The sequence below is a fragment of the Chitinophaga sp. YR573 genome (assembly GCF_900110995.1).
In the GTDB taxonomy this organism is placed as follows: domain Bacteria; phylum Bacteroidota; class Bacteroidia; order Chitinophagales; family Chitinophagaceae; genus Chitinophaga.
In genome coordinates, this window is sequence record NZ_FOJF01000002.1 from 1,369,615 (window position 1) to 1,384,656 (window position 15,042).

At 41.8% G+C, this 15,042-nt stretch carries 7 protein-coding genes; 2 read left to right on the plus strand and 5 right to left on the minus strand.

Features of this window, described 5'->3' with window-relative positions; translation table 11 throughout:
• Positions 1-16 precede the first annotated feature (16 nt).
• The 4 genes from BMW86_RS25315 to BMW86_RS25330 form a co-directional block, all read right to left on the minus strand.
• On the minus strand, positions 17-6,787 hold the full coding sequence (locus tag BMW86_RS25315) for an alkaline phosphatase PhoX (protein ID WP_089785261.1): 6,771 nt from the start codon (positions 6,785-6,787) through the stop codon (positions 17-19).
• 22 nt (positions 6,788-6,809) lie between these two features.
• Positions 6,810-8,651, minus strand: a complete 1,842-nt coding sequence (locus BMW86_RS25320) for a cytochrome-c peroxidase (protein WP_089785263.1) — start codon at positions 8,649-8,651, stop codon at positions 6,810-6,812.
• Positions 8,648-10,423 (minus strand): cytochrome-c peroxidase, encoded by a 1,776-nt coding sequence (locus tag BMW86_RS25325; protein WP_143056689.1) that lies wholly within the window; start codon positions 10,421-10,423, stop codon positions 8,648-8,650. Before BMW86_RS25325 ends, BMW86_RS25320 begins: the two co-directional genes overlap by 4 nt.
• A 131-nt stretch (positions 10,424-10,554) precedes the next feature.
• Complete coding sequence (locus BMW86_RS25330; RefSeq protein WP_089785268.1) at positions 10,555-12,021, minus strand: MocR-like pyridoxine biosynthesis transcription factor PdxR; 1,467 nt, start codon at positions 12,019-12,021, stop codon at positions 10,555-10,557.
• A gap of 81 nt (positions 12,022-12,102) precedes the next feature.
• Between BMW86_RS25330 and BMW86_RS25335 the strand changes: the two genes are divergently transcribed.
• Positions 12,103-12,723: a pyridoxamine 5'-phosphate oxidase family protein gene (locus BMW86_RS25335; protein ID WP_089785270.1), complete on the plus strand. Its 621-nt coding sequence runs from the start codon at positions 12,103-12,105 to the stop codon at positions 12,721-12,723.
• A 30-nt stretch (positions 12,724-12,753) separates the two neighbouring features.
• Here the strand turns inward: BMW86_RS25335 and BMW86_RS25340 are convergent, their stop codons facing one another.
• The gene (locus tag BMW86_RS25340) at positions 12,754-13,485 is read right to left on the minus strand and encodes a GntR family transcriptional regulator (protein ID WP_089785272.1); all 732 of its coding nucleotides are present in this window, start codon (positions 13,483-13,485) and stop codon (positions 12,754-12,756) included.
• Between the two features lie 221 nt (positions 13,486-13,706).
• On the opposite strand from BMW86_RS25340, the gene BMW86_RS25345 reads away from it, so the two are divergent.
• Positions 13,707-15,005 carry a glucosidase family protein gene (locus BMW86_RS25345; RefSeq protein ID WP_177189386.1) on the plus strand — a complete coding sequence of 433 codons (1,299 nt, stop codon included), beginning with the start codon at positions 13,707-13,709 and terminating at the stop codon, positions 15,003-15,005.
• The last annotated feature ends 37 nt before the right edge of the window (positions 15,006-15,042 follow it).

Sequence of the window (15,042 nt, forward strand, 5' to 3'; positions counted from 1 at the left end):
GAGTCCCTGCAAACAATTATCTTGAATAGAACAACAAACGTTTAGTCGTCTGATGCGCTGTACGTATTACAATCAACAATGCCTGACTATGCTTCACATATGGAGCTATATTGAAATGCAGCTTTTGCAGCATTCCGGTTGCTTTATAATTCCCCATCTGTGCCAGTTTTTTGCCCAGCAAATCAAACAATTCAAGAGACACATGCTCACCTTCCTCTAATTTAAACTCTATTGTAACCTGCCCGTCAGTAGGGTTTGGATAGATCCTGACATTTTTGGAAGGTACATCCGGTACAGTAACAATCGTATCCTTCACCAGTATGTACTGCTTTTTAGTAGTTGTATTCGTCCCGGCTCTGTTAGAAGCAGATAAGGTTACATCATACACACCAGACGTATTGTACGCTATTACCGGTATAGAATCAACCGCTACCGCCGGGGTACCACCTGTAAATGTCCAGTTGCGGCTTAAAGGATGATTGGTACTGAGGTCAGTAAATGTGATGGAGCTGCCTTTAAATATTTCTACCTGAGAAGCTTTGAAATCTACAAAGGGAGCAGGTGCTATTACCTCTATATACTGAGGGTAAACCGCCGTATCTGCACCAGCAGAGTTAGATACCTGCAAAGTAGCCGTATAGAAGCCAATACTGTCATAAGTAACCCTTTCTGTTGCATTGGACGAAGTAGCAGGAGAGCCACCTTCAAACAGCCAGTGTCTGTTAGTAGGATAGTATTTACTGGTATCTGTAAATATTACACTATTGCCGGCAATCAGTACCATCGTATCTGCTTTAAACCCTGCTACCGGTGGCTGGTTACCCAGGTTCTCATGCAGTGCAAATACAATCGTAGCAGAATTATCAAATTTCACATTATTGGTGGTAGCATCCGGCTGTGCCGCATTAGAACCATTCGGATGCTGAATAGAGATAAATCCAAATCGATAATCAGGAGAGAAGGTCAATCCTGTAGGCTCTCCACCGGCAGGCGTAGAGCCAAACAGTTCCACCTTTGGCTGGCTTTGTGAATGGTCCGGACGAACAACCCAAATATAGTTGTTATCCCCATCCTGGCATACCCACATATTCCCCTTATCATCAAAGGCCAGGTTATCATTACCACCGCCCCATGCTTCCGTATAAACACCCTGTTTAGTGTAAATGTCATAAGACATACCACCTACAAATGTTTCAAAGTTATCAGCAGTTTCTCCTTTATCACTAAAGCGATATACACGTCCTTTACCTTTAGAAGCAAAGTATATTTTACCATCAACCGGACTGATATCACAATCTTCAATACCATTAAAATTAGTACCACCTAAAGATGCCGCTATATTACTCATATTGTTACGGTCACTTTTGGTAGTATTCGGTACCTGTATCCACTTCGCCGTGCTTACGGGTGGTTCATCATTTACCAGTGGCTGGTCCAGGCTTAATACATACACCGTTCCTGCACTCAGATTGCCTGGTATATCTGCCACAAATTTATACATGCAATGTGTACCACCATCTTCTCCGTAATACACTGTTTTGCGGTCAGAAGAAACAACTACGTTCTCGTGATTAATGCGGCCTAAAGCCCACAACTTATCCTGTTTACCATCGTTATCATGATCTATGACTTTTGAAGTAACAGGATCGATCTCCACTGCCCAACCCACATCCTCATAACCATCTCCGTTCAGATCTCCGCTATTCAGAGATTCCTCGCAGGTGATGACAGTACCCCATGGGGTAATACCGCCAGAACAGTTACGGGTGGTGGTAATCAGATTGTTGTTGTATAAGTCTACCGGCTGAGAAGTATCCACGGCCCATAAACGGGAAGAATCATTATAATGAATATCCAACATGGAAACACCACCAGGTGTGTTCTCATGGTTCACAGAAAGATGACCACGTGTACTGCTACCATTAACAGGCAGGTAAGCGGTGAAGTCAGCATTACCCGGAACAGTACCACCCACTGTATAATTATCTCCCTGTTTAAAGATCATCTGGAAACGATGCTCTTCAGGGAATAAGAATTTATCCGTAGGAGCGGTAGGTACTATAGAAGTAAAGCAGGAGATATGTCTTCCGCTACAGTCAGCCGGTGGATTTAATATCGGAGCATCCTTTATGTAAAGATCAAAACCAAGGTCAGAACTTTGTCCGTTACGGTTATGGATCTCTACAGCTATCTGGTTCTTACCCTGCCTGAAAGCAGATTTAGGAACCCTGAAAGTATAATAAGTACTTTCAGCAGCACCATCAATTGTATTAACAGAGATTGTCTTATAATCTATCAGACCCGTCGGCATGTTATCACGGATCACTTCATTACCATTAATGTAAACGATAGCGCCATCATCCCTGCGTAAACCAATTTCCACAAAGTCAGTTAATATAGCAGTATCTATCATAATAGCCCTGCGGAAGTAATCGGTAATGATCTTATTAGCGTTATCAGGGCCATAAGAAATAGTAGTGGTCATAGGATCACCATAACCTAAAGGACCCTTCCCGTCAGGCCAGGAAGTGTCATTGTAAGTTGTGTCTTTCCAGGCAACGGTATCCAGACTTACACCCGTATCCAGATAATTCCAGGCGGAACCTTTCGCTAATGGAAAAGTAGCAGGGCCTAAGGGTGGTAACTCGTATCCAACAGACATATCAAAGCTCAGATCGGAACTGCTGGCAGAAGCCTGATGCAATTCCACAGCGATTACATTAATACCATCTTTCAGCAGGTTGGCCGTCTTTGTTCTGTAATAAGTAGTCTCGTCTGCATCATTTATGGTAGAAGAAGCATAGGTATTATAAGCAACAGCTCCTGCAGGCATATTTGTACGGAATGCTTCAGTACCGTTTACATAAACGATAGCGCCATCATCTCTCAGTACATCAAACAACAGTGAATCATATTGTGTATGATCATCTACTTTGAAGATATGACGCAGGTAATAGGTAGGACGTTTATTCGCAGCATTGCCGCCATAATCAAGTGTGGTAGATTGATTATTATCTCCATAACCCAAAATCGCATCACCAAAGGCCCAGGCGCTGTCATTGTAATTGATGGCGGTCCAGCTGCTATCCTTTAAATCAATTCCCTTATCATTATATTTCCAGGAAGATTTTGCTGCAACCGGGAACTTTCCATTGTAATATTTATGAGGGATGGTATAAGTAACAACAAGACGTGCTGCATTGGCAGGATTATTCTCATAAGCCTGTGCCACACGTTTTGCAGTATTGGCAGTATATCCGGGGATCTTCGCGGCCGCAGGATCGATCATTGTAAACAACATCGCATTACCCGGTGTCCAGTTAGGCCTGTTTACAATAGTCTGCAATAAGCCGGAAACATCCGGTGTACGCTGGTTAACACCTGCTTCTCCCACAGTAGTGAAAGGGCCCGGTTTCCAGATAATAGTATCACCATAATACATGATACGGTGATAAATATCGTAATCGAATGTACTCATGGTAAGCGGATTATCTACATTCTCCACACCCATCAATACATTTACATCTCCGGAAGTATTTACCTCATCCACAGTAAACTGTAAATAAGCGCTGCTGATAGTTGCTCCCTGTGGAATGGTTACACCTGCGAACCGTACGCCCAGTAACTGATCGCTGGTCCCGTCTTTTGTAAATTCAAGATCAGAACTGGTGATGTACATAGTTCCCGCTGTAATATCCTGTTCAGCATCATCACTGCCTGCACTTACCTGGAAAGTAGCGCCAAGAACAGCTGTAGTATCAGCCTTCCAACCCAGGCGATAGATACCTTTTTCAAGGAACACATTACTGAAGGTAACATTGGTGCCATCGGATACACCCTGACTAACAACCTCTACAGAATCCGTACTCAACAGATAATACAGACCGGCTTTTTTTATAATAGAATCATACTTTGGTAAAGCCTGTGGAAGATTGATCTTAATATTAGCAAAGGAAGTATTTAAAGGATTTATTTCCCATCCGCCTTTCAGATAAAACAAATCATTCTTTTTGCCAAATGAGGTGTCAATATTTTTACCTGTTATAATATTGCTGTTATAGGCACTGATCTTATCAGGAAAACTAAGTCCCGTATTGGCTATGTTAGAACGGCTCCAGTTTGCTCTTACTGTATCTTTATACAAAGGTGTAATGTCAGCTACCGGAGCAGTACCAGCTATCAGTGCCCCTCCGTTGAATTTAATAGTATCGGTCATGGCACCGATGCTCATAAAACTTGTATCTGTATGTGCGCCAAAATTATAATACAGTTGTAAGCCACTTTCTTTTCCGGAAAGCGGATAATGCATATGCTTCTTTATGCTATCCTGTGGTAAGGCTACATTCCAGATTCTCAGTTCATCCATCTCTGCGGCTAAATTACCTCCGTAAGCAGGGCTATACCCAAATCCCATACCTGTAGTATTAGGTACATAGGATGCAAAAGTGGTTTCAGCTACTTTCTCTCCGTTCACGTAATAGATGAGACTACCATTTTGTTTAGCCGTTACTGCTACATGGTTCCATTCTCCTATATTCCATATGTCCCCTTTATCTGAGATAGAATTCCATCCACTGCCATTGGTACCTGCTACTACATTCAGTTTATTATTATCGGGATACTCAAAAGAGAGCCCTGTTGTTAAATTATTCACGCGTGCATTGCTGGCAAGAATCTTGAAATTACTACCGGGATCAGCATTCAGTTTTCCCCAGAATTCGATAGTGAAATCTTTGCTAAGCGCTGTATTGACAAGATTAGAAGGAATGAACATTTTGGACGCAGTAGACAGCTGCAATGCATTCCCATGGTTATTCGTGTTTCCGGTAAGCTGTTGTAGTGTAGTGTCTGCAATCAGTTTACTGTATATGTTTATTTCATCTAATGATCCTATGAACTGTTTTTTCTCAAAGTTATTACCTATCAACAGTGGTCCTGAAATGGCTTCCGGTGGCATTACGTTGGTCCAGTTTCCAACTTCTGCACCGTTATAGTAAATCCATAGACGGTGTCTGACGTTGTCCAGTTTCCAGGTAAGATGTGTCCACTTGTTAATGAAAATCTTCGCCGTTGAAGCATACCTTATATTGGTAGTATGATTGATATAGTAAGGATGACCTTCCTTATCAAATCCCATCGTGAATTTACCATTTGAGAATATAGCGGAACCCGTATCGCTTAACTCTGAAGGATTTACCCAGCAGGCAAAGGAGAATGTACGGTCATTAAGATCGAAGCCAGTTACATGGAATGCATCAATCTGAGATCCTTTTACGAAAACACCGGCCATTTCTTTATTTCCAAGTCTGTCATCTCCGTAAGTAATTCCGATAAACTGGCCTAACCATGGATTTATCGTAGAATCTACAGCTTCACCATTAGCGTTTGCATTCCCATCAAAAGTAAACCATAAGTTTTTACTGCTGTCGTCTATACTTTTCAGCATCTGCTCATGGATGTATGTAGTAAAATAAGCTTCACCATTTAAACCAACATAATCTATTTTCAAACGCCTGTTATGCTCTTTTCCATGTGCCAGGATCCTTAAATAAGTTTGTTTTATACCACTTAATATAACTTCACGGGTATAGTCAACTGTAAACTGACCAGTACCTACATCAGAGTTGAGGTTGCCTGATAGTAAGTCGAACAATGGATACTTCAGATCATTGTAACGACCGTACAATTCCTGTTCATGAATATCCGCGCTTAAGCAAAGTACGCCATCAATGTTATTGTCTTTTATAAACTTAACCAGTTCATCTCCCTGTGCTGTAACGGAGAAATTCCGTCCGCCCCAGTGTTTATCAAAAGCAGGTGTTCCTGAAATGAGGATTTTGAAGGTAGCTGTAGAATGTAATAATCCCTGCTTTAACCATTCGAGTTGTTCCGGCCCCAGTTGTTGCTGGATACCATCGCGGTAACTACGATTATCTAAAAGGAAATATTCTACATCCAGTAATTTGTAGGAAGAAAATAATCCCTGCCCTTCGCTGGTGCTGTTATAATGCGGATTGGGCCACCAGTCCATAAAAATCTTTTTTGTATCTGCGAGGGTGGGCATCGTTTTATCATATTCATTAGGCCCCAGGTCATGGTTATCTGTAATCGCCAGCTGTGGCATGGCCCTGAGTAATGAATCATGAAACTGACGGTAGAAGAAGTAACGGGCAAAAGCCATGTCTTTATTGGCCCAGTCGTCCACACCGTTAGGACACTGACCGTTGGCATGTTGTAAACCCAGCAGATAGGTGGCATCTCCCAGCCATACCATTAGTTCACTTCCTTCGCCTGCCATTTTGTTGAATATAGCAGGATCACCATTTACGTGAGTCTGTGATTCAGGTCGGTCTATACAACGGGTGGTATCATAAATGCGTCCGCATCCCCCTGCCAGGAACTCGAAATCTGTTACACCGGTAGGTGAATTCCAAACAAACGATTTACGTCCTGTAGCAATATTGTTTTTATAGATCTCTGCTGTAAACCTTGTACCCTTGTAGATCTTGTATACGTAAGACCGAAGGTGATAACCCAGGCGGTCATCAGAATTAACTACTGTACCAGAAAAAGTGACATGATAATCGTCACTGGAAAATAGTATAGACAATTTGTCGCCAGAGCCTGTGTTGTCTTTTGTAAGTACCCATATCCTGACGGAATCATTATAAACCGGGCTAAACATAGGACCAAATACAAGAGAGTCTCCGGGTAAAGACTGACTTTTTGCAGTCATAAAGAATCCTGCCATTGCGAGTAGCAGCATCCATAACTCTTTTTTGCGCATATAGGTTGAATTTGATATTTATTTAGTTCGAAAATTTCCGGATAGCAGATGAATCTGTTAAAGACTGAAGAAAGGCAATCAGTGCAGCTTTCTCTGGTTTTGTCAGATGCAGTGAATCGGGTGACAGGGTTTGATTGGGTAAATGTTGCCCTCCCTGATCATAAAAATCGATGACCTTCTCAATAGTAGCATAGGCGCCATTGTGAAAATAGGGGGCAGTAACCAAAACATTCCTCACACTCATGGTTTTAAAAGAATGCCTGTAAATGTCAACATCTTCATTAAACACTTTATTACCCGCACGGCCAATATCATCATCTGCTGTTAAGCCCAATACTTCACTTTCTGATTCATGATAGAGTGGGGGGATCAACCCGCTGAATGTGGGCGCATAATGACAGGTGCCGCAGGCAGCCTTTCCCATAAAAAGATTGAACCCATCCTTTACCTGTTTGGGTAGACTACGTCTTTCTCCTCTTACATACTGATCAAACGGGCTATCAAAAGATCTTAGCGATAATACATAAGAAGATAATGCAGCAGAAAATTGTGTACGGGTTACCTGTTCGTTGTGAAAGATCTTTTTAAATGCTTTTGTATAAGCTGTATCTGCATTGATTTTCTGTAACAGCTCCGGGTAGTCTGTGTCAAATTCCAGGTGGTTTTTGATTACATGATTAGCCTGGTCTTCCAGGTCAAAGGCTCGTAAATCATAGAAATACCTATCGGCAAAAATGGTATTAATCAGTGAAGGCGCATTTCGCTCAAAAGACTTCGCCAGGCCATCCGTAAATGCACGCTCCGGCTGATGACAGGTAGCACAGCTCATCCTTTCTGTATGACTGATCCGCGTATCATAAAAGAGCTTTTTTCCCAGCAGTCTTAATGAATCGCTGTCCTTCTCTCTTTTAAGCATACTATAATAATATGGATCAAGAAAGTCTTCTGCAAAAATGTTCTTACTGTAAACATTCCAGGAAGCTATTTTGCCACTAAGCTGGGCAGTGGTTTTAAGTTTCAGCCGCTGATGTGTTTCACCTAAAGTTTTATACAGTGGATTGATAAAAGTGGTAAGGAAGGTTAGCCGGTCGAATGTGTCGAACTGATTGTTTTTAGACAGATAACGAATACTGTTACTGAAGATTTTCTGTACAGCTGAATCTTTTATCAATGGCGTTGTTACTTCCTGCAAGGCAGCCATTGTTTCCTTTGCTTCGGGTAACGCATTCAATGAACCTGGTGTATCAAAACCTGTAATGCCCAGGGTGAAAGAACGGATCAGCTCTATGCGGCTCGCTTCCATTATTTCGAAAGATTCAAAATATTTTCTTTTGGATAAAGCAGCCGATATTATACCCCACTTTGTTCTCAGTGTAGTACTCAGTGATATTACTTTCTGTGCATCTACATCATCAGAAAAGACAAGTTCATCCAATGCCTGTAAACCATTGGGTGCAATTACCTCTGGCGCATTTCTGTAGTGATCTTTATCAAGATAGTCCAATGGAAGGCTGTTCGCATAGTCAGCTGCAGATGTGCTATGGGGATAGGGATTCTGATGATACAAAGGCGGACCATTCAGATATTCTTTCTCATGTTCAGGATAATAATAGCTTACTATATATTCTACTCCTTTATAAGTTTGCCTTGTTTTGCTTAATGCATTTCGTAGTATAGTCAGCGTTACTTTACCTGCTGCATAACTTTTAGCCGTTTCATTTAATGTGTCGATCTGTATTGTTAAAAGGGATGCCCTTTTCAGAATAACTGCACGGATCTCTTCTTCCGGATTCTTATTCCGGAAGGAAGATTGTATCAGCAACAAAGGTATTGCCAGGCAGAGGGCTGCTATTATCCGCTTCATTGTACTAGTATAGATGTATCACTGAGGGCCCCGATAAAAGCGATCAGTGCATGTTTCTCTGTAGCTGAAAGATGTAATGAATCTGTTGACAGGGTCTGGTTCTTAATGTGTATTCCCTTTCCTCCTGCACCACCATGATCATAAAAATCGATCACCTGTTCCAGTGTTTTATAGGCTCCGTTGTGAAAGTAGGGGGCCGTTAATGCCGCATTTCTTACGGTAGTGGTCTTAAATGATTTTTCATTGATCCATGCCATTTCACTATATAATTGATTATCCAGCCTGCCATTGTCAGTATCAACTGTAGAATGATCAGGATCCTGTAATACACCCAGAGTCTCACTTTCACTTTCTATGTATAATGGAGGCACCAGACCGGAGAATGTAGGTGCAAAATGACAGGTGCCACAATTAGCCTTCCCCATGAAGAGATTAAACCCTTTTATAACAGTTATATCCGTCGTATCAGATTCCCCTCTCACATATTTGTCGAACGTACTGTTGAAAGATCTTAACGACAGTACATAAGAAGATAATGCTTTCGAAAACTGATTCCTGGTAATCGCACCTCTTCCAAAACATTCTTTGAATTGTTGTTTGTATTGGGGGTTATCCGATAACTTTTTAAGGATCTCCTCATACGCGGTATTAAACTCCTGCTGATTGAAAATGACATGTTCTGCCTGTTGTTCAAGGCTGAATGCCCGCAGGTCATAGAAGTACCGGTCTGCATACACCGCATTCAACAGGGTCGGGGCATTCCTTAATACCGGATGGTCTTTTACGATACTGGCTGATTTATCCTGGCCATCAGTAAAGGCCATACGGGGATTGTGACAGGAAGCACAACTTAGTTTGTTGTTACTGCTTAGCATTGGATCATAAAAGAGCTTCCTTCCCAGGGACCGCAATGTTTTATTATCTTCTTCTTTTCTTAACTCTGTATAGTAGTAGGGATTTAAGAAATCTTCGGAGAAGATGTTCTTACTGGCACTGTTCCATCCGGTATTATTATCAGCATATACGTAGTAATGAGTATATAATGGGTTGATATATTTTTGGAGGAAAACAAAGCGGTCAAAATCATTGAAAGAAACAGGCTGTTGCAAATAAGTGATGGCGCTGTCCAGTAATTGGACTGTTTCATCTTCCTGTAAAAAAGTTACTGTAATCTCCCTGATTCCTGATAAGGAACGGGCAGCTTCTTCCATAGCGTTTAATGAACCTGGAGTATCAAACCCTGTTAAACCTAATGAAAAGATGCGCACAAGCTGTAAACGTATAGCTGAGCACCATTCCTGTGTGTTAAATTTTCTTGTACTGAAACCTGTAAGTAATACGCCGTAATTTGTTTTAAGTTGTTGTGCCAGTGTTGCAATCTTTATCTTATCTGGTGAGGAGGAATTAATCAGCTCATCCAGTACCTGTAAGCCTTGTGGCTCTATCACTACGGCGCGTGAATCATTACGCTTTATATGTAATACCGGCGCTCCGTTAATATGTTCGTCTACATATTCCGGGTAATAATAAGCCAGCAGAAACTCTATCTTTTTGTAGGCATTTCTTGTTCTTACAAGCATGGCCCTGAGTGTATCCTGTGATACCTGATTAAATTTATAGGCACTGGCTATTTCTTCCAGTTCAATAGTGGTTTTTCTGAAATCATTTGCATAGGTTGCCGCTAATTCTTCAGCTTTGCTAAAAGACGGGTAAAACGACAGCTGGGCCATACAGGTAACAACCAGTAACAGAATGGGTAAAACTATTTTCAAGAAGGCATGTTTTATTGAAATAAGCCGGTATACATTAACAAACCCGTGAACTGGTTTTTTAAGAAATGCGAAATTAAAGCGAATTGATCAGCTAAGTGTTTGCCAGATGTTACCATATTGTTAGCTTTTTATCAGTGCTTCAGCAATCCTGACAGTATATCAACACATTGTGCCAATTCTTCCGGTGTACTGGATGCAAAGCCCAGGCGCGTAGCGTTTACCTGCAGTGCTGCATTTTTATGCCATAAGTTATCAGAGAAATAAAGGTCTTTCTGCAAAGACTTTTGTGCCAATGTAACAAGGTCTATTGACGGATCGAATTTAGTCCATACGGCCATACCTCCATCTGGTACCTGGAACTGTACATAATCTGATAATCGTTCTTTCAGCAGATTACAAAACACATCCCGTCTGTCCCTGTACACACGCAAAGACTTGCGCAGGTGTTTCTGAATAACACCACTCTGCAATAGTTCTGCCATGGCGTTCTCCAGCATGTTATCTCCCTGCCGGTCTATAATCCTGCGCAGTTTGGCAAGATGCTGGATTACATTCTCTGACCCTACCAGGTAGCCTACACGAAAAGCCGGAGAGATCGTTTTTGTAAAAGATCCGCAGTATAGTACCATGCCCGACTGGTCAGCACTTGCCAACGGCAATAGCGGTTTGCTCAGGTAATGGAAATCATAGTCATAATCATCCTCAAAAATGATAAAACCATATTTCTCTGAAAGACGTAATAACTGTATACGCCTGTCTGCACGCAACGCTACGGTAGTGGGGTAATGGTGATGGGAAGTTACATATACCATTCGTATAGTCTGTTGCTGACATACCTGTTCCAGGTGATCCACATCCATTCCATACTCATCCGCTTTTATCCTGATAATATTCGCGCCTGCCTGCAAAAAGTTCATATTACCACCGCCTGTCCAGCTGAGTTCCGTCACTACCACATTATCTCCCCGTTCCAGGAAACTGGTACTAATTAAATAGGCACCCATTACTGTACCTCTTATAATCAGGATGTTCTCAGGTGTAATCTTTAATCCCCGGGTCTCATTCAGATAAACAGAGAGTTCCTGCCTCAGCCAGGCAGATCCCTGTGTATCACCATAACCTAGTCGGGAATAAGCATTGCCTGTCAGCAACTGGCTGCGATAGGCCCTTGAAAGGTCTTCCAATGGCGCCAGCCTGGCATCAGGAAAACCATCATCCAGGTGATAGGTGTACTTTGATTTTATCACTTCCCTGTTCAGATGTGGGGCCTCTTTAAACGTAAAACCAGCCGTTTTAGCGGGGTTTACGCTTTCTTTCATAAACTGCTGTGGTTTGATCTCCGGCAGGTGCGTAGCCACAAATGTGCCACTGCCTGCATGACTTTCCAGCCAGCCCTGTGCCAGCAGCTCATCATAAGCCTGTACCACCGTTTTCCGGTGGATATTCAGCTGTTCCGCCAGCTCTCTTGTACTCAGCAGTTTATGCCCTGCCTGTAAAGTCCCTTTTTTAACCAGTTCCATTAACTGATTGGAGATCTGCAGGTATACCGGTTGACGGACTGTCTTATCTATTGAAAGAAGGGTGGTCAGTGCTTGCATAGTAAACTGGACTACTCGTTTTGTTAAAACTGGACGATTACATCCATCCAATAAAGGTACAACTTTGTAAAAAACAAACACATGGCAAACTTAATTCCCAGCCGTTTAGCCAAACGCGCCCATTTTGATGCAGACACTATTTATCCTATCCTGGATGAAGCCTTCTTTTGCACAGTAAGCTATTCCGCCGATAATAAGCCATTTACGATCCCTACTGCCTTTGTGCGTTATGAGGACAAGATCTACATCCATGGATCAGTAGGCAGTCATTTTATGCGTGAACTGGAAAAGGGGATACCGGTATGTATTGCTGTTACCCTGGCAGATGCATTGGTAGTGGCTAAATCAGCCTTCCATTATTCAATGAATTACCGTTCTGTGGTAATATTTGCTGAAGGGGAGAAGATTGAAGACCCGGAGTTAAAGAAAGCCATGTTCAAATGGCTCACGGAGAAAGTGGTTCCCGGTAGCTGGGATTATGTGCGGCCTGTTAAAGAAAATGAAGTAAAAAAGACAACGGTATTGGCATTTAAGCTGGACGAAGCATCTGCTAAAGTCCGTACTGGGATGCCTATAGATGACGAAGAAGATAAAACACTGCCAATATGGTCTGGTATTATTAATCTGGAAACTAAAAAGATGCCTCCTATAGCTGATGAATTAAGTCAGCAGATTCTCCTTCCGCCACACTTACAGGGGTAGTAAGTTTTTATTCATTGTCTGTTTCCCCCATTACTCCCTTCTGCTCTCTACCGTATATACAAAACTATCAGACCTGTAATATCCTATATTATATTCGATAGGGCGTTCACCCTGGTCATATACAAAACGTTTTCTTACCAGTAATGGTGTCCCCGGTTCTACTTCCAGTTTAGCCGCTATGAATTTATCTGCAGCCTTCGCACTGATTTCCTCTTTGGAAAGAGTGGCTGTAACCATATGATCTGTCTCTAAAATATCATACAGCGGGCGTTTAAAATCCTCATCACCGGTTAAACCTACTCTTGGGTGAAAATAAGAGATGAAATAAACGAATGGTCCTTCCACTTTGCCCCTTAGTCTTTCCAGTTTCAGTATTTTTTTCGTCATACTGATATCAAAGAAATTGGCAACAGTTTCATCGGGGGTAGTCCAGGTAACATGCAGTTCATAGTTTTTGATGCTGATACCCCTGGCCGTCATTTCCTGTGTAAAACTCAGCCAGTTCTTGGACTTTGAACTGATGGCAGGTTCTGCTACTTTAGTACCGATCCCTTTCTTTCTGATCAACAGACCTTCATATACCAGCTTATTTAATGCCTGGCGTAAGGTAGACCTGGAGATGGCTAACTGTTTTGCTAACTGCACTTCGTTCGGTAAGAATTTGCCCTCAGCATACTGGGGATCCTTGATGATCGTGCGTAAGAGGTTTTCGGCCTGTAAATGCAGTGGCAAGGGATTCTTATGATCAATACTAAAATTCATGGGCGTAAAAAAGTAAAAAATACCTAAAAATACAATTTATTTGTAAGTATGTATGATCAATCGGCGTTACTAAATGACAGATGAATATTATTTACATATTTATAAGCAGCTGGTAATTAAAGATAAATGATTAAACTTGTCCAAAATGTTAAAATTTTAAAATAATCCTTGCTTTACTAACATGTTGTTTATATGTTTGTACATAGTTATTTGAGAAACCCATGAGAAACATTGCTATAGTTCCCGTTATTGTAAGCTGTTGGTTACCCGGTATTTTTATTGAAAAGGCATATTCACAATCAAAGCTTGCAGATACTATTCTGACTGATAGTCGCTTGGACACTATCCAATCACGTGCGTTGCGTCTGCTGACAGGCTTTGCTGCAGGCACTTCATATGGAGAAGTGTGGATCAGGGATTTTAACACATTCATAAAAGGCTCTTTACAGGTACAATCGCCGGAAAGAGTAAAAGAGATGTTGCTGTTGTTCTTCAAAATGCAGGGCAATACAGGAGATATCGTTGATGGCGTGATTGACAGCAAAAAAGCAACAGTAGGGTATAAGTACCGGTATGCAGCACTGGCACCAGGATGGGCCGCACATAAAAATACGGTAGAAACAGACCAGGAATCATCTTTAGTACAGGCGGTAAGAAAATACATTGATGTTACCGGTGATACCTCTATACTCAGAGAAAAAATAGGAGATAAGATCGTATTACAACGGATAGAAGATGCATTGACTTATATACTTAAAGAAAGATGGTCTGCTCAGTATGGATTAGTGACAGGAGCCACTACCATCGACTGGGGGGATGTACAGCCAGAAACAGGCTGGGGAGTAGCTATCAATGATAAAACAAAATGGTCTGTTGATATCTATGATAACGCGATGTTTGTGATTGCGATAAATGACTTCCTGCATATCAAACCCAATAATTACAAAACATCAAAAAACTGGCAACAGGTAGCAGAAGGAGTAAAGAAAAACGTACGTAAACATCTATGGATGGCTGCGTCTCAAAAATACATTCCACATATTTATCTGAACGGTAGCCCATTTTCTAAAACATTCAACGAGAAAGAGATTTTATATACAGGAGGTACTGCCTGTGCAATACTGGCGGGTTTCCATACACCCGCAGAAATTGCTGCTATTAACCAGCAAATGGTACTGGCAGCGTCTAAAGAAAAACATGCTACCATTGGGATAACGGTGTACCCGCCTTATCCTGCCACAGAGTTTCCAAACATGAAACCATACGTTTACCAGAACGGGGGTGACTGGACATGGTTCGGTGGAAGAATGATTCAGGCCTTGTTGCTAAAAGGATTTACCAAGGAAGCCTGGAATGAATTAAACCCGATCATTGACCGTGCAATAGAACACAAAGGATTCTATGAATGGTACGATGTACAAACAGGAGAACCCAAAGGATCCGGAGATTTCAGAGGAGAAGCAGGAGTGCTGTTTGATGCCATCACGCTACTAAGGCAGTGGGCAGCCCATAATAAATAAGATTTTTAGAAATACAATTCCCAACATCTAAAAGATT

Coding starts and splice junctions, on each gene's coding strand:
- BMW86_RS25315 (WP_089785261.1), bottom strand. CDS start 6,787: ATGCGCAAAAAAGAGTTATGGATGCTGCTACTCGCAATGGCAGGATTC.
- BMW86_RS25320 (WP_089785263.1), bottom strand. CDS start 8,651: ATGAAGCGGATAATAGCAGCCCTCTGCCTGGCAATACCTTTGTTGCTG.
- BMW86_RS25330 (WP_089785268.1), bottom strand. CDS start 12,021: ATGCAAGCACTGACCACCCTTCTTTCAATAGATAAGACAGTCCGTCAA.
- BMW86_RS25335 (WP_089785270.1), top strand. CDS start 12,103: ATGGCAAACTTAATTCCCAGCCGTTTAGCCAAACGCGCCCATTTTGAT.
- BMW86_RS25340 (WP_089785272.1), bottom strand. CDS start 13,485: ATGAATTTTAGTATTGATCATAAGAATCCCTTGCCACTGCATTTACAG.
- BMW86_RS25345 (WP_177189386.1), top strand. CDS start 13,707: ATGAGAAACATTGCTATAGTTCCCGTTATTGTAAGCTGTTGGTTACCC.